Source organism: Curtobacterium sp. C2H10, from assembly GCF_025407985.1.
Lineage (GTDB): Bacteria > Actinomycetota > Actinomycetes > Actinomycetales > Microbacteriaceae > Curtobacterium.
This window is the reverse complement of sequence record NZ_JABXGF010000010.1, coordinates 24759-48316: the sequence shown is the minus strand read 5'-3', so window position 1 is coordinate 48316 and position 23558 is coordinate 24759. Positions and strand designations below refer to the sequence as shown.

18 protein-coding genes are annotated in these 23558 nt (G+C 69.5%); 9 read left to right on the top strand and 9 right to left on the bottom strand.

Translation table 11 applies throughout. From position 1 onward, the window contains the following. Positions 1–65 precede the first annotated feature (65 nt). From HWD93_RS06670 to HWD93_RS06655, 4 genes are read left to right on the top strand one after another with little or no spacing between them, the layout of a single operon-like run. A complete protein-coding gene (locus HWD93_RS06670) occupies positions 66–1394 on the top strand; it encodes a lipopolysaccharide biosynthesis protein (RefSeq protein ID WP_261646401.1) in 1329 nt (442 codons plus the stop codon). Beyond that, entirely contained in the window at positions 1391–2851 is a 1461-nt protein-coding gene (locus HWD93_RS06665; protein WP_071294404.1) for a hypothetical protein, read from the top strand. Before HWD93_RS06670 ends, HWD93_RS06665 begins: the two co-directional genes overlap by 4 nt. Positions 2852–2907: 56 nt before the next feature. Continuing rightward, positions 2908–4329, top strand: a complete 1422-nt coding sequence (locus HWD93_RS06660) for a polysaccharide biosynthesis tyrosine autokinase (protein WP_071294405.1) — start codon at positions 2908–2910, stop codon at positions 4327–4329. A gap of 57 nt (positions 4330–4386) precedes the next feature. Further along, positions 4387–5667, top strand: coding sequence for a hypothetical protein (locus tag HWD93_RS06655; protein WP_071294406.1), 1281 nt, complete (start codon positions 4387–4389; stop codon positions 5665–5667). A 56-nt stretch (positions 5668–5723) separates the two neighbouring features. On the opposite strand, the gene HWD93_RS06650 is transcribed toward HWD93_RS06655, so the two are convergent. The 7 genes from HWD93_RS06650 to dnaK all read right to left on the bottom strand — a co-directional run bounded on the left by HWD93_RS06650 (position 5724) and on the right by dnaK (position 12853). Continuing rightward, positions 5724–6149 carry a DUF3060 domain-containing protein gene (locus tag HWD93_RS06650; protein WP_071294407.1) on the bottom strand — a complete coding sequence of 142 codons (426 nt, stop codon included), beginning with the start codon at positions 6147–6149 and terminating at the stop codon, positions 5724–5726. Positions 6150–6191: 42 nt separating this feature from the next. Then, positions 6192–7406, bottom strand: coding sequence for an acyltransferase (locus HWD93_RS06645; RefSeq protein WP_071294408.1), 1215 nt, complete (start codon positions 7404–7406; stop codon positions 6192–6194). Positions 7407–7585: 179 nt separating this feature from the next. Then, complete coding sequence (locus HWD93_RS19430) at positions 7586–8728, bottom strand: class I SAM-dependent methyltransferase (RefSeq protein WP_071294409.1); 1143 nt, start codon at positions 8726–8728, stop codon at positions 7586–7588. Positions 8729–8763: 35 nt separating this feature from the next. Beyond that, on the bottom strand, positions 8764–9174 hold the full coding sequence (locus HWD93_RS06635) for a heat shock protein transcriptional repressor HspR (protein WP_070419260.1): 411 nt from the start codon (positions 9172–9174) through the stop codon (positions 8764–8766). Between the two features lie 126 nt (positions 9175–9300). Continuing rightward, positions 9301–10305: a DnaJ C-terminal domain-containing protein gene (locus HWD93_RS06630; protein WP_261646400.1), complete on the bottom strand. Its 1005-nt coding sequence runs from the start codon at positions 10303–10305 to the stop codon at positions 9301–9303. Positions 10306–10328: 23 nt separating this feature from the next. Beyond that, positions 10329–10988, bottom strand: a complete 660-nt coding sequence (locus tag HWD93_RS06625) for a nucleotide exchange factor GrpE (RefSeq protein WP_083295090.1) — start codon at positions 10986–10988, stop codon at positions 10329–10331. Between the two features lie 2 nt (positions 10989–10990). After that, a complete protein-coding gene (dnaK, locus tag HWD93_RS06620; protein ID WP_070417079.1) occupies positions 10991–12853 on the bottom strand; it encodes a molecular chaperone DnaK in 1863 nt (620 codons plus the stop codon). 181 nt (positions 12854–13034) lie between these two features. Here dnaK and HWD93_RS06615 point away from each other — a divergent pair, with 181 nt between their 5' ends. Then, entirely contained in the window at positions 13035–15530 is a 2496-nt protein-coding gene (locus HWD93_RS06615; protein WP_306577016.1) for a hypothetical protein, read from the top strand. An 80-nt stretch (positions 15531–15610) separates the two neighbouring features. Here HWD93_RS06615 and HWD93_RS06610 read toward each other — a convergent pair whose 3' ends face one another. After that, positions 15611–16441, bottom strand: coding sequence for an aldo/keto reductase (locus HWD93_RS06610; RefSeq protein WP_071294412.1), 831 nt, complete (start codon positions 16439–16441; stop codon positions 15611–15613). Positions 16442–16523: 82 nt separating this feature from the next. Beyond that, entirely contained in the window at positions 16524–16922 is a 399-nt protein-coding gene (locus HWD93_RS06605) for a pilus assembly protein CpaE (protein ID WP_261646399.1), read from the bottom strand. Positions 16923–17140: 218 nt separating this feature from the next. Here HWD93_RS06605 and HWD93_RS06600 point away from each other — a divergent pair, with 218 nt between their 5' ends. From HWD93_RS06600 to HWD93_RS06585, 4 genes are all read left to right on the top strand, one after another. Next, positions 17141–19924 (top strand): glycoside hydrolase family 2 protein, encoded by a 2784-nt coding sequence (locus HWD93_RS06600; protein ID WP_261646398.1) that lies wholly within the window; start codon positions 17141–17143, stop codon positions 19922–19924. 108 nt (positions 19925–20032) lie between these two features. Continuing rightward, the gene (locus HWD93_RS06595) at positions 20033–21520 is read left to right on the top strand and encodes a sugar transferase (protein WP_071294414.1); all 1488 of its coding nucleotides are present in this window, start codon (positions 20033–20035) and stop codon (positions 21518–21520) included. A gap of 205 nt (positions 21521–21725) precedes the next feature. Continuing rightward, the gene (gene tatA / locus HWD93_RS06590; RefSeq protein WP_306577014.1) at positions 21726–22001 is read left to right on the top strand and encodes a twin-arginine translocase TatA/TatE family subunit; all 276 of its coding nucleotides are present in this window, start codon (positions 21726–21728) and stop codon (positions 21999–22001) included. 130 nt (positions 22002–22131) lie between these two features. After that, positions 22132–23550, top strand: coding sequence for an MFS transporter (locus HWD93_RS06585; protein WP_071294415.1), 1419 nt, complete (start codon positions 22132–22134; stop codon positions 23548–23550). The last annotated feature ends 8 nt before the right edge of the window (positions 23551–23558 follow it).

The window sequence follows — 23558 nt, the reverse complement described above, 5'->3', positions numbered from 1 at the left end:
TGACGACCTTAGCGGGTGCGGGGGAAGTCTGGCGCTCAATACCTAGCATTTGTTATATTAGTTGCGTGACCACTGACCCGACACCGTCCCGCCGCCACGGCTCGGACACGCTCATCACGATCGCGGGGAGCGCCTTCGCTCCGCTCGCGGCGCTCGCGACGGCACCGATCCTCGCGCACGGGCTGTCACTCGACGGTCGGGGGGCTGTCGCATCCGTCACGGCGCCGCTGCTGCTGGCCACGACGATCGGGACGATCGGTGTCCCGGCGTCCGTCACCTTCCACGCGGCCCGACGGACTGGTCCACTCGGGCGGCTGGTCCTCCGGGGGGCGCTGCTCGTCGCGGTCGTCGCCGTGCTGGTGACGGTCGCCCTCGTCATGCTGAGCGACTGGTTCGCCGGCGGCGACGCGCCGCTCGCACGTCTGGTCTCGATCGCCGCGTGCGCCGTCCTGCCGAGTCTCGTCGTCCTGGTCCTGCAGGCGGCCGCAGGGGGCTCCGGTCGCTGGCGACTCGTCGCCGTGGAGCGGTTCATCACGGCCGCCGTCCGGCTCTGCGGCATCGGCGGGGCGGCCATGGCGGGCTCGCTCTCGATCGAGCTGGCGGTGGCGGTGCTCGCGCTGTCGCCCGTCCTGGGCGGCTTCGCCTACCTCGGTCTCCTCCGGCGCACGGCCATTCGTCCGAGCGCAGCCGCTGCTCCGGGCACCGGCCCGACGATGGGATCGATGCTCGGGTACGGCGCGCGGGTGTGGATCGGGAGCGTCTCGGGCGCGCTCCTGCTCCGGCTCGACCAGGCCCTCCTGACACCGTTGGTCGGCGTCGAGGCGCTCGGGCTCTACGTCGTCGCGGTCACCGTCGCCGAACTCCCACGAGTGATCAGCGACGCGGCGCGCGACGTCTCGTTCAGTGCCGACGCCGCTGATCGGTCCGACGAGCGCCTGGCACGGACTGCGCGCATCGCCTCGAGCGCGGTGCTCGTCGTGTCCGTCGTCCTCGCGTTCGCCGCACCGCTGCTCGTCCCCGTCGCGTTCGGCGACGACTTCGTCGGTGCCGTCCCGCTCGTGCTCGTCCTGCTGGTCGCGACGTGCATCGGAAGCGCGTCCACGATCGGAGGTTCGGCGCTCATCGCGCGCGGACGGCCCGGTGTGCGCAGTCTGGCATTCGTGCTCGGCTGCCTCGTGAACATCGCCGTCCTGCTCGTGCTGACCCCGGCGATCGGGGTCATGGCCGCGGCGGTCTCGACGCTCTGCGGCGGCGTCGCGATCGCACTCGTGAACGCGATCGCACTGCACCGCGTACTCGGCTACGACCCGCGGCGCCTCGTCGGCCTGCGACGCTCGGATCTCGTCGTCGTCAGGGCCGCAGTGGTGCGACGTCTCCCCGGAGGTGCCGCGTGAGTGCCCTCGTGTCGTCGCCTGCGCGCATCGCGTCGTCGGTCGGAGCCCCGCGTCCCGGCCTGCTCTTCCCGATCCTGTTGCTCGCGGTCTTCGTCGCCGGGGTGCTCGCGTCGAGCGCACTCGACGGTGCGCTCCAGCTCGCAGCAGTGGGCACCTTCCTCCTCGCGCTGCTCGTGGTCCCGGCGATCCACGCTGTGCGGAGCGGAGCGGACATGTCGGGCTTCGTGCTCGTGCCCACCGTCATCTCTGCCACCCAGAACCTGTACCTCCTGCTCGTCGCCGACGACGTGGCGCCGAGCGCCCTCCAGGTCATCATCATCCTCAACTTCGTCGATGCCGTGCTGCTCGTGGCGATCCTCGCCGTGTGTCGCCCTCGCGCGTCCACGGCCGCGGTCCCCGACCCGGTCGCCGACAGCCGGACGGTGCTCGTCCGCCGATCTGTCCTGGTGATCGCCGGGCTCCTCGTCTTCACCGCGCTCGGGCTCGTGCTCTTCCGCGCGGAACCCGTCGCTGCCGTCGCCTCGTTCCGCAACCTGGTGACGCCGATGCTCTTCCTGCTCATCGGATTGTTGGCGTCGACCCAGACGCGGGTGAACCGCTACCTCGGGGCACTGGCGGTGCTGGGGGCGTGCACCGTACTGTTCGGCTTCTTCGAGCTGAGTGCGCCGCAGTTCTGGGAGCGAGCAGGTCTGCGCCACCTGTGGGAAGCGAAGGGTCTCGGCATCGCCGACGTCCGTCCGCTCCCCGCCAACTTCTACTCGTCCGAGGAGTTCGACGGCGAGATCGTCCGTCGGATGGTGTCGTCGTTCGCCGACCCCGTGAACTTCGGGACCTTCCTCTTCGCCGCGTTCACCGCCGCCATGCTCGTCCGGAGCCGGCTCGTCATGCTGTTGACCGCCGTCGGTGCCGTGATGACGGTGAGCAAGGGCTTCTTCCTGTCGGTGTTGATCCTCGTCGCGCTCTGGGCGCAGGTCTACGCGCACCCGGTCGTGCGCGTGCTGTCGATCATCGTCGTCGTGGGGGCCGGCGCCGGGTTCTACCTCTTCACCCTGGACAACTCGAGTGGCTCGACGGCGGCACACGTCGGTGGGTTCACCGCGGCCTTCGTCGAGCTGCCCGGGCATCCGCTCGGACGCGGCGTCGGGAACGTCGGTGTGCTCGCCGGGCTCTTCGACGGCGGGAGTGAATCCGAGGTCCAGGAGTCCGGCGTCGGCGTGATCATCGCACAGCTCGGCATCCCCGGGATCCTCCTCTACGCCGTGTTCTTCTGGTCGGTGATCGCGCATGCCCGCCACCTCGCCGATGCGCGCCTGCGACTCGGCGCGCTCGCGCTCATCCTCGGGTTCCTCGCCAACGCGACCTTCAACGAGGTCGCCCTCAGTCCGAACTCGGCCGCGCCGTACTTCGTGGCGCTCGGAATGATCCTCGGCACCGCGAAGCGTCGCACCCTTGAATGACAATCACATGTGATATATCATTGAGCCAACCACCTCCTTCAACGAGACGAGTACCCATGGACTTCTCGAACGCGATGCGTCTGCTCCGCTCCGGCTGGTGGCTCCTGCTCCTCGGTGCCCTGCTCGGTGCCGCGGGTGGGGTCGCCCTCACTGTGGTAAGCACGCCGTCGTACCAGGCGACCACGCGCCTCTACGTCGCAGTGCAGACCGGCCAGTCGCAGAGCGCGTCCGAGCTCAACCAGGGCTCGAGTGCCGCCCAGGCGAAGGTGCTCGGCTACGTCCCGGTCGTCACGAGCGCTCCGGTCCTCGAGCCGGTCGTGCGCGAACTCGGTCTCGATCGGACGCCGAAGGCGCTGGCGTCCGACGTGTCGGTCTCGACGCCGAAGGGTTCGCAGCTGCTCGACGTGTCCGTGCAGGGGCACGATGCGGCGCAGGTGACCCGGATCGCGAACACGATCGGTACGAGCATCGGCGCCGTCGTCGAGGATCTCGAGCAGCCGCTCGCCGACGGCAGCAGCCCGGTCAAGGTGACCACCCTCCAGCCGGCGACGCAGCCGACCGGCCCGATCGATCCGCGGCCGTCCTTCAACCTCGCGCTCGGGACGCTCCTCGGCCTCGCACTCGCCATCGCCGCGCTCTTCATCCGCTCGATGCTCGACACGAGGATCCGGACCGCTTCGGACGTGGCGGCGGTGGCCGACCTGCCCGTCCTCGGCGCGATCGGCTTCAACCCCGACCACGAGACCCAGTCGTTGTTCATGCGGCACGCACCCCGCGGCGCGCTGGGTGAGGCGATCCGCGACCTGCGCACCAACATCGCCTACCTCGCCGGTCACGCAGAGATGCAGACGGTCATGGTGACGTCCGCCATGCAGTCGGAGGGCAAGACCACCACGTCGACCAACCTCGCGATCGCGATGGCCGACTCGGATGCCCGCGTGCTGCTCATCGACGCGGACCTCCGCCGGCCGCGGGTCGCCCAGGTGTTCGACCTCGAGGGCGCCGCCGGTCTCTCCGATGTCCTGGTCGGGCGTGCTGAGCCGAGTGACGTCGTCCAGCAATGGGGCGACGGTGGCCTGCACATCCTGCCCGCGGGTCGGATCCCGCCGAACCCGAGCGAGCTACTCGGATCCCAGAGCATGCAAGTCCTCATGGAGGAGTTCGGCCGCACGTACGACCTCATCGTCGTCGACGCGCCCCCACTGCTGCCGGTCACCGATGCCGCGGTCCTGTCGAAGGTCTGCAGCGGTGTCATCGTCGCGGCGTCCGCCCGGTCAGGGCGCAAGGCACATCTCCGCGCAGCCCTCGACCGTCTCGAGAAGATCGAGGCGCGCATCCTCGGCGTGGTCCTGACCATGCTGCCGGCCCGCCGTGGTGGCGACTTCTCCTACGGTGTCTACGGCGGCTACTACGGCGACGCGCCGGCTGTCGCCACGGGGCCCGTCAGTGTCCAGGGGGCGGCGCGTCGGCGAGCCTGATATCGCATGCATACATATTCCTCGTGACGACATACCGGCCGGAGCTACCCTCTCGCCATGCAGTTCACCAAGCCGGTCCGGCTCGCCCTTCGTTCCCTCCCTGTCGTCCTCGCCTCGATTCTCGTGCTCCACCGCATCGTCGCGGGCGGCCCCACCCAGGCGAGCGAGCATCCGGGGTGTTCGTGGCCGACGACTCCGGCGGCGGATGTTCCCTACCGCACGGACTTCGGGACGCCCCAGAACGCCGCCTGCGCGGTCAGCGACGTGCCGTTCGACTTCGGGCGACTCGACAGTCCGCCCGCAGCCACGATCGACTCCGGCATCGACGTCGTCGCGCACTGGTACCAGGGGTTCGGCAACGAGACCTCGTTGGCGTCGTCGGACTGGAACGGCTGGTACGACTGGCGGTGGAACAAGCCCGACAACACCGGCGACGGCGTGGCCGCGCCGGGCTGGGACCCGTCGCGGGCTCCGCTGATCGGCAACTACCGTGGTGACGACCCCGATGTCCTGGGCTGGATCGCCTACTGGTTGGCATCGGGCGGCGTCGACGCGGTCAGCTTCCCGAACGCCGCCGGCTTCTCCTCGTCCTGGTCGAAGGACGGCACCTGGTCGCACGCCTACTTCGAGGAGACCCCGAACGCGAAGGCTCTCGGCTACGTCCTCCCGCTCGCGAACAAGGGTGGTGCCGCCGAGATCAGCCGGCGGGCGCAGGAGCTCGTCGCGTTCGTGGCAGCCCATCCGTGGGCTCACACCGAAGCAGTGGACGGCGGACGCTACGCCGTGGTCAACGTCTGGGACCTCGAGGCGCTCCGCGGCAACTTCGACAACTACCAGGGAAGTGCGAAGTCGACGGCGTTCCTCCGAGATCTCGCCGATCGTTTTCGATCGATCGGGTACGACGGTGTGACCGTGCTCGCCCGCAACGGCGGTGTGATCGCCGCGAACGCCGACTCGCTCCGAGACGACCACGTCAACGTGTACTTCTCGTCGTACGACGGCAAGTACGCCGGCGCGACGACGAACGACGGGTACGACGCCTACGTCGACTCGTTGGACACGACGACTGCGTTCGGCCGGCAGAACACCGTCCCCGGTGTCTTCACGTCCCTCGAGACCGTCAAGCCCCATCCGTCGTCGTACGCCGTCGCCGGTGCTTCGCCGGAGTCGTTCCGCCGACTCCTCCGGAAGACAGTCAGCGCGATCGACCAGCAGGGGCTGCCACGCATGATCACCGTGTACAACGTCTCCGAGTGGGCAGAGGGCGGGCCGGGGCTGATCCCGAACGCCCAGGACGGCTTCGGGTACCTCGAAGCACTCCGCACGACCGTCGGGTAGCGCGCAGACGCGAAGGGCCCCGCTCGTCGAGCGGGGCCCTTCGTCGTCACTGGGGACTACTTCGCAGCAATCGTGTTCTCGGCGCCCTCGTCGTCCACCGTCGGTTCGCCGCCGTGTCCGATGTCGTTCCGATCGCCGAACACTGCGATCTCGTCCACAGACGCCACGGTGACGCTGTTGTCGTTGCCCTCGATCTGCAGGTGCTCGACCGGTCCGAGCGTGATCGTCGACGCGCTGCTGACGATCCGTACGTTCGCGCAGCCGTCCGGCAGTGCGATCTCCTCGACGTCGGCGATGATGGTCGCGGTGCCGTCGTCGCAGGTTCCGGTGGGCGGTGTGTACCCAGGGACTGGGGTCGATGTGATCGTTGCCTTCGGCGTCGACTCGGCGACCTTCTCGTGGGGCTCCGGCGCGCCGGAGGTGCATCCTGCGAGCGAAACCGCTGCGGCGGCGATCATCGTGGTGAGGAGGAGGCGCTTCATGGTGGTTCCCTTCGGGTTGATCGTGACATCACCTTCAGTATATCAAATACTGTCGACAGATCGGTAGGGACGACCTGGCAGGAGTCGGTCGAGCGCTGCCCGTTGCCGTGCGCTCATCACGGGCCGTTCGAAGCACACGGCGAACAGCAGGCCGACGACGAACACGACGGGCGTCGTGACGAGGAGCTGCAGCACCACGATCAACGCAGTCGGGAGACCGGTCCCGATCATCACGAGGTTCGCGATCGCGAGGATCGGGCTGTGGATGAGGTACGCGCTGTAGGAGATCAACCCGACGTGCCGCAGCGGCGCCCAGGCAAGGACGTCGTGGGCGAGTGCCGTGGTCGGTGAGTGCGCCGAAACCGACTGCCGGTGGGTGACGAGCGCGAGGAAGATCGCGGCGGCCGATCCGGCGAGTGCCCACCGCAACGCGATCGTCGGCAGGCCGCGCAGCATCGACGCCTCGAGCATCCCGACCAGCACGGCGCCGACGATCAGCACCGTGCAACACGTCATCCCCAGCCAGCGACGGCCGAGGATCGCCGTGGTCACCGGATCGGCAACGTCGTCGCGGTGGGTGACGTGCGCCGCGTACATGCCGAGGGCGAAGAGCGGCAGCAGGATCGGCGCGGACCAGTCCATCACGCCCGTGGCGCTGGAGGCGCCCGCGAGCAGGAGCAGGAGCAGGATGACCACCAGGGGAGACCTCCGACGCCAGAACACGAGGAGCAGTGGCATGAGCAAGCCGAGCTGCCATTCCACGGCCATCGTCCACAGCGGTGCGTTGATGCGGAAGAACCCCTCGGGGAGGAAGTTGTGCACCAGGAGCGCATGCGTGACGACGCTCTCCCACGTCACGGGGATCCGAGGGTCCCAGGCGGTACCTGCCGGAATCTGCAGGAGTGGAACGGTGGCGATCAGGCCGAGGGAGAGGGCGAGCGCTGCGAAGTAGGGCAAGAGGAGTCGTCGGGCGCGGCGGCGGACGTGCCCGGCCATCCCGCCGCGCAGTCTGAGTTCGGGATCGCGCGCAACGGCGATCATCAGGACGTACCCGGACAGCACGAAGAACATCGGGACGCGCAGCTCGACCGCGACGAGGAACTGACCGAGGGCCGGATCGGCTCCGGCGATCTCTCCACGGAGACCGCTGTAGCCGATCGCGTGACCGGTGACGACGAGCAGGACGAGGGCTCCGCGGAATCCGTCGAGGAAGTCGAGCTGGGGGCGTGCGCGGGTGGGGCTGGCGAGGTGTGCCAAGGGGCGACTCCAACGGTTCGGACTGTGTGTACAGCCCGCGCGGGGTCGTGGCTACGTCGCAGTGGTCAGGTGTGGAGTGCTGGCGGATCGACGTCGCTGTGAGGGAGGAACCCCGGCGGACGTCGAGACGCTACGGACGCCGGGAACCGCCTGCTAAACATGTTGCATTCTGCTCGCGGTCACGCCCGCCGCGACGCCGTCACCGTGAACTTCGGCGTCCGCACCACCTGCCGCGTCGCCCCCACGAACCGCTCCAGCACCGGCCGGTACCGCAGGTGCGAGTTCCAGACGCACCACAGTTCCCCGCCGGACTGGAGGATCGTGGCCGCGTTCCGGAACATCGCCTCGGCCGCGTCCGTGGTCACGGTCGTGTCCGCGTGGAACGGCGGGTTGCAGAGCACGAGCTGCGCGGAGCCCTCGTCGAGTTCGTCGCCGGCGTCACTCCGGACGACGAGCACCCGGTCCGCCACGCCGTTCGCCTCGGCCGTGGCGATCGTCGACGCCACGGCGATCTGCGACACGTCCGTGGCGATCACCCGGATGCCCGGTCGACGCCGCGCGAGAGCGGTGGCGATCACCCCGTTCCCGCAGCCGAGGTCGACGGCGGTCCGAGCGCCGGGTACCGCATCGTCCATCGCGTCGAGCAGCACCCGGGTGCCCTGGTCGAGCGAGGTCCCGGCGAACACCCCGCCGTGCGCGACGAGCGTCATCCCGAGGTCGTCGACGTGCACCGACCGCGGCCACGGGTTCGTCGCGTCCGCCCGGGTCGCCTGGGCGCGGAGCGGGTCCTGCGCGATCAGCAGCCGCGACTTCCCACGGCCGCGGGACGCCGTCACGTCGCCGAAGTACCGGCGCAGGACGTCGTTCTGCGAGAGGTTCATGTGCTTCGACACCCCGCCGCACAGCAGCACGACGTCGGGCGCGGCGAACCGGGCGACGGCGCGGGCGAGCTCGTCGAGCCGGTCGTTCGACTTCGACAGCCGGAGCAGCACGAGCCGGACGTCCCGGAACGCCTGCTCGAGCGACGAGGGGTGGTGGAAGCCCCGGCGTCCGAAGGTGCCGGCATTGGCCTCGAGCGCACGCACCCCGACGAGGGAGTCCTGCACGACCCGGACGTCCGACGCACCGTGCACCGTGATCGCCCCGAGGGTCAGCACGCCGTACCGGTCGTCGACGACGGCGACCTCGCCGGGCTGCCGGAGCGCGTCGCCGTGCACGTGCGGCGCCTCGTCGAGGATGAAGCGGTCCGTACCGTCGATCGCGATGAGGTCCGGCGCGTCGTCGTCGCGGCGGCGGAAGAAGTCGGCGAAGTCCGGTGGCACGGCGCCAGCGTACCGATGGTCCCGGTGGGGACGGGTCAGCGCGGCCCGCGGTAGAGCACGATCTGCGTGTTCCGCTGCGGCCGCATGCCGGCACGGAGCGGCACTGCTCCGCCGGTGGTGGTCGCCGCGAACACGCGGGCGCCCGGCCGGCTGATGAGCTGGTCGGCGAGGGCCGTCTCCAGCTCGCTGACGCGCGCACGGAGCGCGCGGTTCTCGTTCTCGAGTTCGAGGACGCGGCGGATCCCCTCGAGCGAGACGCCCTCGGACCCGAGGCGTGCGATCTCGCGCAGCTGCGCGACGTCGTGCATCGAGTACCGGCGCGACCCGCCGCGCGTGCGGCCGGGCACGACCAGGCCGAGCCGGTCGTACTGCCGCAGCGTCTGTGGGTGCATCTCGGCGAGCTCCGCCGCCATCGCGATCGCGAAGACGGGCGAGTTCTCGTCCATGTCGGTCATGGCGTGTTCCTTTCCGTCGTTCGCATGGTCCGGAAACCAGACTGGAGGCACGGCGCGCATTCCTGACGGAGCCGCGCCGTGCCTCCAGACCCGGTCTACTGCTGTGGTCGCGGAGCGCTAGCTGCGCGCCTTGGCGAGGAGGTCCGCTCGGGGGTCCTCGTCGGGCAGGGCCTCGGCGAGGGCCTCGACCGCTTCCCGCTGCTTGTCCGTCAGGTGCGACGGCACCGCGACCTGGACGGTCGCGAGCAGGTCGCCCGTCCCGTTCTTGGTGGCGACGCCGCGGCCCTTGACACGGAGGACGCGACCCGACGGCGTGCCGGGTGCGACCTTCAGCTTGACGGTGGAGCCGCCGAGCGTCGGGACCTCGATCGTCGCGCCGAGCGCCGCCTCGACGAACGTCACGGGGACGTCCAGCCGCAGGTTCTGCCCGTCGCGCTCGAACACCGGGTGCTTGCGGACGGTGACGGTGACCACGAGGTCACCGGCCTCTCCGCCGTCGGGCGAGGGTTCGCCGCGCCCACGCAGCCGGATCTTCTGCCCGTCCGCGACCCCCGCGGGGATGCGGACGTTCACCGGACGGCCGTTGCCCTGCGAGAGCTTGACGGTGTCGCCGGCGATCGCGGTGGTGAAGTCGAGGGTCGTCGTCGCGGTGACGTCGCGGCCCTTCGTCGGCCCACCGAAGCCGCGGTAGCCGCCGGTGGTCTGGCCGAAGCCGCCGCCACCGCCGAACATCCCGCCGAGGATGTCCTCGAAGCCGCCGGCGCCACCTGCTCCGCCCTGGCCGAAGCGGACACGCTGTCCGCCCCCGCCCTGGCCGAACATGCCGCCGAAGACGTCCTCGAAGCCGCCGCCCTGGCCCGGGCCACCCGCGGTGAAGCGGGCGCCGGAGCCCATGGCGCGGACCTGGTCGTACTCCTGGCGCTGCTCCTTGTCGGAGAGCACCGAGTACGCCTCGCTGATCTCCTTGAAGCGGTTCTCGGCGGCGGCGTCGCCCGGGTTGGAGTCCGGGTGGTACTGCCGCGCGAGCTTCCGGTAGGTCTTCTTCAGCTCAGCGTCACTCGCCGTCTTGTCGATGCCGAGGACCTTGTAGAAGTCCTTGTCGAACCAGTCCTGACTGGCCATGAATCCCTACCTCCTCCCCGCGCTCAGGCCGGGACCGCCACCGCGACCTTGGCCGCACGGAGGACGCGCTCACCGAGCTTGTAGCCCGGCTCGACGACGTCCGCCACGGTCTGGCCGGTGGCGCCCGGTGTCGGCAGCTGCACGATCGCCTCGTGGATGTTCGGGTCGAAGGACTCACCCTTCTCGCCGATCTGCACGAGCTTGAACTTCTCGAAGCCGCCGCGGATCTTCTGCCCGATGACCTGCATGGGGCCCTCGGCGAGGTCACCGTGCGCCTCGGCGCGGGTGAGGTCGTCGAGCGCCGGCAGGAGTGCCCGGACGACCTCGGCGATGGCGACCTCGCGGTTGGCCTCGCGGTCGCGCTCGACGCGCTTCCGGAAGTTCACCAGCTCGGCCTGCGCACGGAGCATGTCCGCACGCATCTCGGCGACCAGGTCGCGGTCCTCCGTGCTGAGCTTGTCCTCCGCGATGCCACGGGCGGCGTCGGCGAGGAGTGCCTCGTCCTCCGGGGAGAGGTCGTTCGCGGCGTCCGCCGCCGGGCCCCCGGCGGCGGGGCCGTCGGTCGGTACTTCGACGTCGGGCCCCTCCGCCTCGATGAGGTCCTCGGGCTCGGCCGCGTTCGTGGCATCGCCCTCGACCTGGGGCTCGTCCTCGTTCGGCACGTTGTCCTTGGGATCCGTCATCGTTACTTCTTGTCCTTGTCGTCCTCGTCGTCCACGACCTCGGCGTCGACGATGTCCTCGTCGTCCTGCGCTGCCTGGTCGGCGGTGGGCTGCTCACCGGCCGGGGCGCCTGCGTCCTGCTGGGCGTAGATGGCCTGGCCGAGCTTGCCCTGCGACTCGTTGAGCTTGTCGAAGGCGGTCTTCACGGCCTCGTCGTCCTCGCCGGCGAGCGCGGACTTGAGGGCGTCGACGTCGGCCTGCACCTCGGACTTGACGTCCGCGGGGAGCTTCTCGTCGTTCTCCTTGATGAGCTTCTCGATCGAGTAGACGAGCTGCTCGGCCTGGTTGCGACGCTCGTTGGCCTCGCGGCGGGCCTTGTCCTCGGCCGCGTGCTCCTCGGCTTCGCGGACCATGCGCTCGATGTCCTCCTTCGGCAGCGACGAGCCCCCGGAGATGACCATCGACTGCTCCTTGCCGGTGCCCTTGTCCTTCGCGGACACGTGCACGATGCCGTTGGCGTCGATGTCGAAGGTGACCTCGACCTGCGGGACGCCACGGGGAGCCGGCGCGATGCCGGTGAGCTCGAAGGTGCCGAGTGGCTTGTTGTCGCGGGTGAACTCGCGCTCGCCCTGGAAGACCTGGATCGCGACCGACGGCTGGTTGTCGTCAGCGGTCGTGAAGGTCTCGCTGCGCTTGGTCGGGATCGCGGTGTTGCGGTCGATGAGCTTCGTCATCAGGCCGCCCTTGGTCTCGATGCCGAGCGACAGCGGCGTGACGTCGATGAGGAGGACGTCCTTGCGCTCGCCCTTCAGGACACCGGCCTGCAGCGCGGCGCCGACGGCCACGACCTCGTCCGGGTTGACGCCCTGGTTCGGGGACTTGCCGCCGGTCAGCGACTTGACGACCTCGGCCACGGCGGGCATGCGGGTCGAGCCACCGACGAGCACCACGTGCGCGATGTCGTTGACGGAGACACCGGCTTCCTTGATGACGTCGTTGAACGGCTTCTTCGTGCGGTCGAGCAGGTCGGAGGTCATCTGCTCGAACTGGGCGCGCGAGATGGTCTCGTCGAGGTTGAGCGGACCGTCGGCCGTCAGCGTCAGGTACGGGAGCTGGATGCTCGCCGACATCTGCGACGACAGTTCCTTCTTCGCCTGCTCGGCGGCTTCCTTGAGGCGCTGCTTGGCGATCTTGTCCGTCGAGAGGTCGACGCCGTGCTCGTCCTTGAACTTCTTCACGAGGTAGTCGACGATGCGCTGGTCCCAGTCGTCACCACCGAGGCGGTTGTCACCGGAGGTCGCACGGACCTGGATCGTGGAGAAGTCGTCGTCCTTGCCCACCTCGAGCAGCGAGACGTCGAACGTGCCACCACCGAGGTCGAAGACCAGGATGAGCTCGTCTTCCTTGCCCTTGTCGAGGCCGTACGCCAGTGCTGCGGCGGTCGGCTCGTTGATGATGCGGAGGACGTTCAGGCCGGCGATCTCACCGGCGTCCTTGGTGGCCTGGCGCTCGGCGTCGTTGAAGTACGCCGGCACGGTGATGACCGCGTCGGTCACGTCTTCACCGAGGTACTGCTCGGCGTCGCGCTTGAGCTTGCCCAGGATGCGGGCCGAGATCTCCTGCGGCGTGTACTTCTTGCCGTCGATGTCCGTCGTCCAGTCGGTGCCGATGTGGCGCTTGACCGATGCGATGGTGCGGTCGACGTTCGTGACGGCCTGGCGCTTGGCGGTCTCGCCGACCAGCACCTCGCCGTCCTTGGTGAAGGCGACGATCGACGGCGTGGTGCGCATGCCCTCGGCGTTGGCGATGACCGTGGGCTCACCGCCCTCGAGCACGCTGACGACCGAGTTGGTGGTTCCGAGGTCGATGCCTACTGCACGTCCCATGTGTGGGTGCTCCTTCTGTTGGTGCGGGTACTGCTGAAGTCGTTGGACTTGCGTCCGATGGACTCAACTCTACTCAGGACTGGAGGCGCGTCAACTCTGGGAGCTGAAAGTTGCGTCCGAATGGCTCAAGGTGATCTCATCGCACAGTGTTGTATTTCACGTCAGTGTTTGATATTTTGGTATGGCAGCGGGGTGTCCCGCGACCACGATGACCGCGAGCCGCGGGCGACCCGATCGTCCCGAACGAGAGCGCGCGGCCCGATCCCTCGAAAGGGACCACACCATGTCAAGCAAGAAGAAGCGCATCGCGAAGGGCCTGGGTGCCAGTGCCCTCGCCGTCGCGACCCTCGCCTCCGGCCTCGCTTTCGCTCCCCTCGGTGCAACGGCGGCGTCGGCATCTACTGGAGAAGGCGTCCAGCTACATTCCCAAGAGGGTACGAGTCAGGTCACGCCCCGAACAAAGACCGTGCGGCTGCAGGGGCCAAACGGCTCAATCACCGGCACAAACTTCACCTGGTGGTCCAACAACACGCAGTGGATTAATGCAACGGCATCTCTCTCGCCGAATGCGGGAGTCCTTGCGACGGTACCTGCGGAAGGTGAGGTTGGAACTGTTCGAGCAGGCAACTCGTGCCTGTCGACTTGGTCTCACGGACACTGGGTTTGGGGCACGTGTGATGTCAAGAACGAGTGGCGCACTTCGGGTGGATACCTGATTTCGGGTGGTCGTACGCTCGGGTTGGCCCCTAATGGAAGCGCAGCTGGCCCGGGTTATCACGCGACTGCAGGGAGTAGCATCTACATTTCGGCGCTCGATGTGCCGTCTGCACCCACCGTTACTGGGGTCTTTCTGGACGATCGCGAGGAGTTGGCTCGCATTGAGGTGCGAGGCCGCGCGAATGCGAAAATCGAAGTTTTGCATAAGGGTGCAGTTGTCGCCTCCGGTAACGCCGATACAAAGGGGCTCTTCACGTACAAAGTCGCGGCACCCAACAGCGGCGAGCGACTGACTTTCACCGCTACGCAGAACGTCGCCGGAAATGTTTCAGCTGTCGGATCCGCCGCACTGCAGTATTCGCAGGTCTCGATCACTTCGCCCGCGGACCAGTCCGAGGTGTCAGACTCGCCGATCACGGTCGAGGGCAAGGGTGAGGCTGGTTCCGAGGTCACCGTCGTGGTGAACGGTACGGACGTCGCGCCCGTGACGGTGAAGGACAACGGCACGTGGACCAAGGCCGTGAACATCCGCAAGGGTGAAAACACGATCGGGGCCACGCAGAAGTCGAAGGGTGCGAACACGACGACTTCGACGGTCGTGGTCAACCCGGGCGAGTCGGCGAACGACGCCCTCTCGGTGAACGTTGACTCGGTCGACAACGATGCGCGGACGGCGCTGGTGTCGGGCACGGCGACTGCTGGTGCGCAGATCCGTGTCGGGAGCACGGTCGTCGCGACCGCTGCCGCGGATGGTTCGTGGAGCGGGCGCGTGTCGGGCCTGAAGGCTGGCGCGAACACGGTCGAGTTCGTGCAGTACGTGGGCGGTGAGCGTGTGGACGCGGTGTCGAAGGACATCCGCGTCGTTGCGACCGGGTTCGAGCTGACGAGCCCGCAGAACAACGACGTGATCCGCACCGCCGACAAGTCGGTGACCTTTACCGGTCTGGGGAACCCGGGCGGCAAGGTGTCCGTCCTGAACGGCAACAAGCCCATCGGTTCTGCGATCGTGGACGCGGACGGCAAGTGGTCCTTCACGTCGCTCATGGCGTACACCGAGTACGACCTCGAGGTCTACTACAAGAAGATCCCAACGGGTGCGGTGACCAACAAGGTGCCGCTGCACATCACGGTGACCAACAACGAGCAGAACGCTCCGTTCGAGATCACTGCCCCGAAGCACAACTCGACCGTGACCGCACCGGACAACCAGGTCTCGTTCGAGGGCACGGGCACTACGGGCGGTGTCGTGACGATTAAGAAGGGCACGAATACCGTCGGGACGGCCGAGGTCGGCGCTGACGGCAAGTGGGCCTTCACCGGTGAGCTGAGCTTCAACAAGCACAACCTGACCGCGTACTACAAGAAGATGCCCGGTTCGTCGGCAGTGTCGAGCCCGCTGACCGTCACGGTCACGGACGGCTCGGTCGTGCTGCCGTTCGAGGTGACCTCGCCGGCGAACGACTCGGTGGTCGAGACCGCGGACAAGTCGGTCACGTTCACCGGCCAGGGTGCCGGTGGCGGCAAGGTCGTCATCAAGAAGGGCAACGCGACCCTCGCCGAGGGCCTGGTCGACAGCAAGGGCAAGTGGTCGCTTACGGGCACGCTGAACTACGGCGAGCAGGAGGTCACCGTGTTCCACAAGCCGGTCGGTGGGTCCCAGGCGCAGCAGGTGCGCCTGAACCTGATCGTGCAGGCGCCGGCGGCCGACTTCGCGATCGAGTCCCCGGCGAACGGTGACACCGTCGCCGCGGGGCCGGTGACGTTCACCGGCGTCGGCAAGGAGGGCACCACGGTTTCCGTGTTCGTGAACGGGAAGTCCCGTGGCACCGCCACGGTCGAGAACGGCACCTGGACGCTGCAGACCACTGCGATCGGCGCGGGTACGCACGACTTCGTCGTGTACCACAAGCAGGGCGCCATCGCGGCCGAGTCGGAGACGGTTCGACTCACCCTTCGCTGATCACCAGCAAGCACAACTGAAGACGAGGAAGGCCCCCGCCACCAACAGGTGACGGGGGCCTTCCTCACGCGGTGACCGAATCAGGCCGGGACGTAGTCGAACGTGTCCGGGTCCGGACCCGTCCGGTGCCCCTTGTCGAGCGACGAGATCGCCGTCATGTCCTCGTCGGAGAGCTCGAAGTCGAAGATCGCGAAGTTCTCGTCGACGCGGGCACGGGTGACCGACTTCGGGAAGACGATGTCGCCGCGCTGGATGTGCCAGCGGAGGACGACCTGCGCCGCGGACTTGCCGACGTTGCCGGCGATGCGGGTGATCGTCTCGTCGTCGAGCACGAGGCCCTGCGCGATGGGCGACCAGGCCTCGGTCGCGATGCCGTGCTCGCGGTCGTAGGCGCGGAGCTCGTCCTGCGTGAGGTACGGGTGCACCTCGATCTGGTTCACGGCCGGGGTGATCGTGGTCTCGGCGGCGAGGCGGTTGAGGTGGTGGGCCTGGAAGTTGCTCACGCCGATCGAGCGGGCGGTGCCGCCGCGGTAGAGCTCCTCCATCGCCTTCCACGTCGGCACGAAGTCCGACACGGTGGGCAGCGGCCAGTGGATGAGGAAGAGGTCGGTGTAGCCGCCGAGCAGGTCGGCCGACTTCTTGCCGTTCTCCAGCGCTGCCTCGGGGTCGTGGAAGCCGTTGTTGAGCTTCGACGTGACGAAGATCTCCTCGCGCGGGATGCCCGACGAAGCGATGGCCTCGCCGACCTCCTTCTCGTTGCCGTACATCTCGGCGGTGTCGATGTGGCGGTAGCCGACCTCGAGCGCCGCGAGCGTCGCTTCCTTCGTCTCGGAGGGGTCGATCTGGAAGACGCCGAAGCCGAGCTGCGGGATGGTCTTGCCGTCGTTCAGGGTGATGTTCGGAACGGTCATGGTCCGAGTCAACCAAAGGCCACCCAGCAGGCATTCCGGCAACGTTCAGCCCGGGCGAGCCGTCGCCGCCCGGCGTACCCCGCTACGCCAGCGCCGCCGTGATGTACGCCTGCAGGGCCAGCCCGTACGCCTCCGCAGCGTCGTCGGACGTGAAGGAACGATCAGCGCCGTCGACCGTCGCGACCACCGTGAACCCCGCCGACATGGACACGAACGCCGGGCCGAGCAGCCCACGCAGCTGGTCCTCGCGCGGGAGCCAGAGGGACTCCGCGGCGTCGACCGAGTCGAGCGCCCACTCGGTCGTCCCGTTGAAGCCGAGCACCGTCCCCGAGGGGTAGTCGTGCCGCTCCACGGTCATCTCGGACACCGTGTAGACGTCGTCGTCGACGCCCGGCTTGTCGATCACGAACCGGTCACCGGTCGTCGGGTGCCACCGCAGGCCGGCGTCACGCAGGGCGGTGGCGAGTGCAACACTGATCACGTCTTCCAGCCTGCCACTCGCAGTCCTGCAAGGTCGCCGTACTAGCATCGCCGAGCACCCCGACGCGCGACCGCACCAGCGTTCCGCGCGCGCGACGCGACGACGCCCGGGCAACCGGTGCCGCGCCTCCCGGCCGAGAACCCGGCCACGAGGCGGGCCCCCGGCCGGCGTCCCGACCGCAGCGGACACCAACCCGTCCGCCGAAGAGAAGGACCCGCATGACCCTCGAACGCGAGGAACTCCGCGACGGCTGGACCGTGACCATGGCGGGTGAGGCGCCGCCAGCAGGCGCGCCGGCCGACGTCGTGGGCCGGACCATCGGCGCCACCGTGCCGGGGCAGGTCCACACCGACCTCGAGCGCGAGGGGCTGCTGGCGGACCCCACGTTCGACCGGAACGAGGACGGCGCCAAGTGGGTCGGCCGGGCCGACTGGTCGTACCAGCGCACCGTCGACGTCGACCCGCGGGGCTTCGAGCGCGTGGACCTCGTGTGCGACGGGCTCGACACCGTCGCCGAGCTCAGCCTCGACGGCGTCGTGGTGGGGACGACGCGGAACATGCACCGCCGCTACCGGTTCGACGCCCGGGACAGCACCGGCGGCGTCGGCCGCGGGGAGAAGACGCTCGAGCTCCTGTTCGAGTCGCCCTACCGTGAGGCCGGACGCGTCGCGGCGAAGGCCGGCAGCATGCCCGGTCCGTACGACGAACCGTTCCCGTACCTCCGAAAGATGGCGTCGAACTTCGGGTGGGACTGGGGGCTGACGGCGGTCACGAGCGGTCCGTGGCGACCGGTCGCGATCGAGCGCTGGTCCACAGCCAGGCTGCGCGACGTCCGGCCCCTGGTCGACGTCGAGGCGGGTGAGGGCGTGCTCGACGCGCACATCACCGTCGAGCGCTCCGGGCTGAACGACCTCGACCAGGACGGCGAGGACGACGACCTCGTGCTCGTCGTGACGGTCAGCGGAGCGACGGCCGAGGGTGGCACCACCCGCCAGCGCTCGCGCGCACAGCTGACCCCGCGCGACGACGAGACCGTGGTCACCGTGCGGGTGCCGGAGGTCCAGCGGTGGTGGCCGCGTGGCTACGGCGCTCAGGACCTGTACGACGTCGTGGTCGAGCTGCAGACGGTCGACGGCGAGGTCCTCGACCGCTCGACGTTCCGCACCGGTTTCCGCTCGACGCGCATCGAGACGACGTCCGACAGCATCGGCAAGCCCTTCAACGTGCACGTCAACGGCACGCTCATCGACGTCCGCGGCGTGAACTGGATCCCGGACGACGTCATCGTCTCGCGGGTGTCGCGCGACCGGGTCGAGGACCGTCTGCGCGCGGCAGCGGACCTCAACGTCAACCTCGTGCGGGTCTGGGGCGGCGGGGTCTACGAGTCGAACGACTTCTACGAGGTCTGCGACGAGCTCGGACTGCTCGTCTGGCAGGACTTCCCGTTCGCCTGCTCGGCCTACCCCGAGGGCGAGCCGATCCGCAGCGAGGTCATCGCCGAGGCCCGGGACAACGTCGCCCGGCTCGCACGGCACCCCTCGCTCGTGCTCTGGAACGGCAACAACGAGAACATCTGGCTGCACGAGGTCGACGGCTGGGAGGCCTCGCTCGAGGGCCGCGGCTGGGGCCTGGACTACTACCTCGACCTCCTGCCGACGATCGTCGACGCGGTCGACCCCTCGCGCTTCTACACGGTCGCCTCGCCGTGGTCGGGCTCCGAGTCGCTCCCCGCGAACGACGTCGACCACGAGACGCACCACTCGTGGGACGTCTGGAACCGGCTCCCGGACACCGCCTACCGCGACTCGGTGCCGCGGTTCGTCTCGGAGTTCGGCTGGCAGGCGCCGCCCGCCTGGCGGACGCTGCGCGACGCGGTGCGGGACTCGCCGCTCGCGGTGGACTCGCCCGGTGTCGTCCACCACCAGAAGGCCGCGGACGGCATGGGGAAGCTCGCGCGGGGCCTCGCGCCGCGGTTCGGCTCCGTGGCGCCGGCCGAGTTCGACCGGTGGCACTACCTGACGCAGCTGCAGCAGGCGCGCGCCATCGCGACGGGCGTCGAGCACTGGCGGACGCACTGGCCCCGGAACACCGGGGTCGTCGTGTGGCAGCTGAACGACCTCTGGCCGGTCTCGTCGTGGTCGGCGATCGACTCGGCCGGGCGGCTGAAGCCGCTGGCGCACGAGCTGCGTCGGCTCTACGACGACGTGCTGCTGACGATCCGTCCGGTGTCCTCGGTCGCGGCTGCGGTCGCGTCCGGTCCGTCGGGCGGGTCCGGTCCGGCGGTCGGGTCCGCTCCGGCGGGCGGGTCCGCTCCGGCTGCTGCGTCCGGTCCGGCGGGCGCGTCCGGTTCTGCGGGCGAGCCGTCGGGGCAGCCAGGAGGCGCGGATCGCCCGACCACGTCGGCCTCCGTCGGTGAGACGGCCGATCTGGGCGATCTGGCGGACACGCTCTCGCTCGGGGTGTCGCCCGGGGCGTTCGGCAACGCGCCCATCGAGGTCGCCGTCCGCTCGACCCGCACGGGGCACGACAGCGTCGTCCGCGTGCGGCGGGTCACCCTCGCGGGGACGGTCCTCGCCGAGGCGTCGCTGCCCGTCCGCCTGTCCGCCGCCGGTGTCGCCGTGGTGGCACTGCCGGAGTCGGTCGGTGTGGTGGACGACCCGACGAACGAGCTCGTCGTCGCGGACATGGACTGGCGTCGGGCGGTGTGGACCCCGGGACCCGACAAGGACATGCGCTGGGAGCCGGCACGGTACCGGACCGCCTTCACCGCGGCTCCCGACGGCGACGGCCTCGACCTCGTCGTCGAGGCGGAGGGCCTCGTGCGGGACCTCCTCTTCCAGCCCGACCGGGTCGCACCCGGGGGCACGGTCGACCGCGGGTTCATGACCCTGCTGCCGGGGGAGCGTGTCGCCTACCGACTGCGCGGCGTGACCGAGGCAGACATCCCGGCGCTCACTGCGGCTCCCGTGGCGTGGACGCTCGCGGACGTGCTCGACCATTGATATGCAGAACTCCAGCGTGATATTCTGATCGGAGTGCCGTTCCGTCCTCTCGCATGACGGCGGCACCCGGTCGGTCCCCCCGGCCGGTGGCCGACTGGAGGGCTCCCGATGTCACTCGCGATGCGACCGCTGAGCGCGGTGTCCCGTTCCGTCGAGGTCGTCGGGCGTCCGACCCGCAGCCGGACCCGCCGCAGCCGTGCGACGGGCTTCGGCCTGGCGGGGCTCGACCTGGGGTTGTTGCTCGTCGCGTTCGCCGTCGCCCACGTGGTCCGGTTCCCCGGTGAGCTCCCCGCGGGTTCGAGCGCTGCCGGGTGGACCGAGTTCGTGGTCGCCCCCGTGATGATCGTGGCCTGGATGGTCCTGCTCACGGTGTCCCGCAGCCGAGACCCGCGCATCGTCGGCGTCGGCGGCGACGAGTTCCGGCGACTCATCACCGCGAGCCTCGTCACCGTCGCGACGGTGGCCGGGGTCGCGTACGCCGTCCAGGTCGACCTCGCCCGTGGCTACGTCGCCATCGCGTTCCCGCTCGGGCTGCTCCTCCTCGCGATCGGTCGGAAGGCCGTCCGGACCGTGCTCGCTCGACGTCGCTGCCGGGGCGAGGGGCTGCAGGACGTCCTGCTCGTCGGCGACCTCGACGACGTGACCTACGTCGGACGGCGCATCGCGGCCACCCCCGCCGCGGGGTACCGCGTCCGGGCGATCATCTCCGACTGCGTCCGGGCCGGGTCCCGGGTACCGCTCGGGGACACGAGCGTCCCGGTGATCGACGGGGTCGACGCCGTCCTCGACCGGGCCCAGAGCGAACCGGTGGCCGCCGTGGTGGTCGCCGGCGCGATCCGGGGCGGGCACGAGCGACTCCGGCGGCTCGGATGGCAACTGGAAGCGCACGGCGTCGAACTCGTGGTCTCCTCGCCGCTGGCGGACATCGCCGCCGGCCGGGTGCACGAACGACCCGTCGACGGCCTGCCGCTCATGCACGTCGAGACGCCCGACTACCGGCGGCGGATCGGCAAGCGGACGCTCGACGTCGTCGGCGCCGGCATCGGTCTGCTGCTCCTCGCGCCGGTGTTCGCCGTCATCGCCCTGGTCATCCGCGCGGACGACCGTGGCCCCGTGTTCTTCCGCCAGACCCGCGTGGGGCGCGACGGGCGGGAGTTCCCGATCCTCAAGTTCCGTACGATGTGCGTCGACGCCGAAGCCCGGATGGCCGCGCTCGAGCAGGAGAACGAGGGCGCGGGGCCGCTCTTCAAGATGAAGCACGACCCGCGCATCACCCGGGCCGGTGCGTTCCTGCGTCGGACGTCCCTCGACGAGCTGCCGCAGCTGTGGAACGTCCTGACCGGTTCGATGAGCCTGGTGGGCCCCCGACCCGCCCTCCCGCGCGAGGTCGCCCTGTACGAGGACTTCGCCGACCGTCGGCTGCTCGTGACCCCGGGCATCACCGGGCTCTGGCAGGTGAGCGGCCGCTCGGACCTCGACTGGGCCGACGGTGTCCGACTCGACCTGCACTACGTCGAGAACTGGTCCTTCGTCCACGACGTCGTCATCCTCGCCCGGACCATCCCGTCCGTGCTGCGCTCCCGAGGCGCCTACTGACCCGGTCGCGCCTGACCCGCGACCGGCACGCGCACCCCCGGGCTGCAACGGCAGTCCGGGGGTGCTGCCTGTGCGAACGGTGTCCGTTCGGGTGCCCGGCCTGGGTTTCCCGACCGGTGCGAGTTACGATGGGTGCACGACGGACTTCCGCCGCACGCGTCGACGGTGACTCGGAGACGGCGACCAGATCCAGATTCAAGGAGTCATGATGCTCGGAAACCTCGGTGGCGTACACCTGCTGATCATCCTCGGGATCGTCATCCTGCTGTTCGGTGCGACCAAGCTCCCGGCACTCGCCAAGGGCCTCGGGCAGTCGATCAACATCTTCAAGAAGGAGATGGGCGACGACGAGAAGAAGGCCAAGGGCACCGACCCCGGCGTGCAGACCACGACCGTGACGAACACCGCGGCCGAGCCGGCTCCGCAGCCGGTCGTCAACCCCGGCCCGTCGGTCCAGCCGAACTCGGACTCCAGGAACTAGGACCCCAGCCCCGTCCTGTCGGCAGCCCCCGCGACCCCATCGGTCGCGGGGGCTTCGTCGTGTCCGGCGAGTTGTCCACAGGTCCTCCCGGGGGCAGGCGGGACCGCGCGCGGTGGCGGAGGATGGGCACATGACGACCCCAGCCCCGGCGGCCACGGCCCCGCTCCGCGACGACCGCCGTGTCGTGCTCGTCGTCGCGATCCTGTCGTCCTTCGTCGTGGGACTCGACTCGAGCGTCGTGAACGTGGCGCTCCCCGCCATCCGCGACGAACTCGGCGGGGGACTGGTCGTGCAGCAGTGGACGGTGGACGCGTACCTCGTGACGCTCGGTTCGCTCATCCTCGTGGCCGGCAGTCTGTCCGACCTGTTCGGCCGCGTCCGCATCATCACGTGGGGCCTCGTGGTCTTCGGGATCGCCTCGATCGTGTGCGCGATCGCCCCCACGGGCGAGGTCCTCATCGTCGCCCGGGCGCTGCAGGGCGTCGGTGGTGCGCTCGTGACCCCGAGTGCCCTCGCGCTCATCGTGGCGGCGTTCCGCGGTGCGGCGCAGGCGAAGGCGATCGGCACGTGGACGGCGTGGTCGAGCGCGGCGACGATCCTCGGGCCGGTCGTCGGCGGCCTCGTCGTGGACGGCATCGGCTGGCGGTGGATCTTCGTGCTGACGGCCGTGCCGATCGCGGTGACGATCCCGCTCGTGTCGCGGATCTCGGCGGACGTCCGGGTGGGGCCGCGGGCGCACGTGGACGTGGTCGGCGCCGTGCTGGCGGTCGTGGGCGTCGGTGGTGTCGTCCTCGGGTTGATCGAGCAGGAGCGTCTCGGGTGGGGCGCGCCGGTCGTCCTCGCCGCGCTGGTGCTCGGCGGGGCAGCGCTCGTGGCGTTCGTGCCGTGGGAGCTCCGCGTCACCCGCAGGCACGGTGCACCCCTGGTCCCGCTCGAGCTCTTCCGTGCGCGGAACTTCACCGTCGGCAACCTCGCGACGCTGTCGATCTACGGGGCCCTCGGGATGGTGTTCTTCGTCGTGACGCTGTTCCTGCAAGAGGTCTGGCGGTTCCCGGCCTGGCTCGCCGGCCTCGCGACGCTGCCCCCGACCGTGATGCTCCTGCTCCTCTCCACCACGGTCGGGTCGTTGGCCGGCCGCTGGGGTCCGCGGTGGTTCATGGCCGCCGGTCCCGCGATCGCCGCGGTCGGGGCGCTCCTGCTGCTCTTCGCCGGTGACGAGCCGATCGGGTACTGGTGGTCGGTGCTCCCCGGTCTGGTGCTCGTCGGAGCGGGGATCGCGTTGATGGTGACGCCGCTGACGAGTGCGGTCCTCGGGTCGGTCCCGCAGTCGGAGGCGGGTGCGGGCTCGGCCGTCAACAACGCGATCGCGCGGATCGCCGGGCTCGTCATGGTCGCGCTCGCCGGGATCGTCCTCGGCGGTGCCGTGAGCGTCGAGGGACTGCACCGCGCGATGGTCGTGATGGCGCTGCTGCTCCTCGCCGGCGCACTCGTGAGTGCCGTCGGCATCCGGAACCCGCGGCGGGAATCTCCCGCTGCGAACGCAAGTTGAGTGGAGTA

Excerpts from the sequence above, each read along its gene's own strand:
- HWD93_RS06660 (WP_071294405.1), top strand. The coding sequence starts at position 2,908 with ATGGACTTCTCGAACGCGATGCGTCTGCTCCGCTCCGGCTGGTGGCTC.
- HWD93_RS06655 (WP_071294406.1), top strand. The coding sequence starts at position 4,387 with ATGCAGTTCACCAAGCCGGTCCGGCTCGCCCTTCGTTCCCTCCCTGTC.
- HWD93_RS06650 (WP_071294407.1), bottom strand. The coding sequence starts at position 6,149 with ATGAAGCGCCTCCTCCTCACCACGATGATCGCCGCCGCAGCGGTTTCG.
- HWD93_RS06635 (WP_070419260.1), bottom strand. The coding sequence starts at position 9,174 with ATGGACGAGAACTCGCCCGTCTTCGCGATCGCGATGGCGGCGGAGCTC.
- HWD93_RS06630 (WP_261646400.1), bottom strand. The coding sequence starts at position 10,305 with ATGGCCAGTCAGGACTGGTTCGACAAGGACTTCTACAAGGTCCTCGGC.
- HWD93_RS06625 (WP_083295090.1), bottom strand. The coding sequence starts at position 10,988 with ATGACGGATCCCAAGGACAACGTGCCGAACGAGGACGAGCCCCAGGTC.
- dnaK (WP_070417079.1), bottom strand. The coding sequence starts at position 12,853 with ATGGGACGTGCAGTAGGCATCGACCTCGGAACCACCAACTCGGTCGTC.
- HWD93_RS06615 (WP_306577016.1), top strand. The coding sequence starts at position 13,035 with ATGGCAGCGGGGTGTCCCGCGACCACGATGACCGCGAGCCGCGGGCGA.
- HWD93_RS06610 (WP_071294412.1), bottom strand. The coding sequence starts at position 16,441 with ATGACCGTTCCGAACATCACCCTGAACGACGGCAAGACCATCCCGCAG.
- HWD93_RS06600 (WP_261646398.1), top strand. The coding sequence starts at position 17,141 with ATGACCCTCGAACGCGAGGAACTCCGCGACGGCTGGACCGTGACCATG.
- HWD93_RS06595 (WP_071294414.1), top strand. The coding sequence starts at position 20,033 with ATGTCACTCGCGATGCGACCGCTGAGCGCGGTGTCCCGTTCCGTCGAG.
- tatA (WP_306577014.1), top strand. The coding sequence starts at position 21,726 with ATGATGCTCGGAAACCTCGGTGGCGTACACCTGCTGATCATCCTCGGG.
- HWD93_RS06585 (WP_071294415.1), top strand. The coding sequence starts at position 22,132 with ATGACGACCCCAGCCCCGGCGGCCACGGCCCCGCTCCGCGACGACCGC.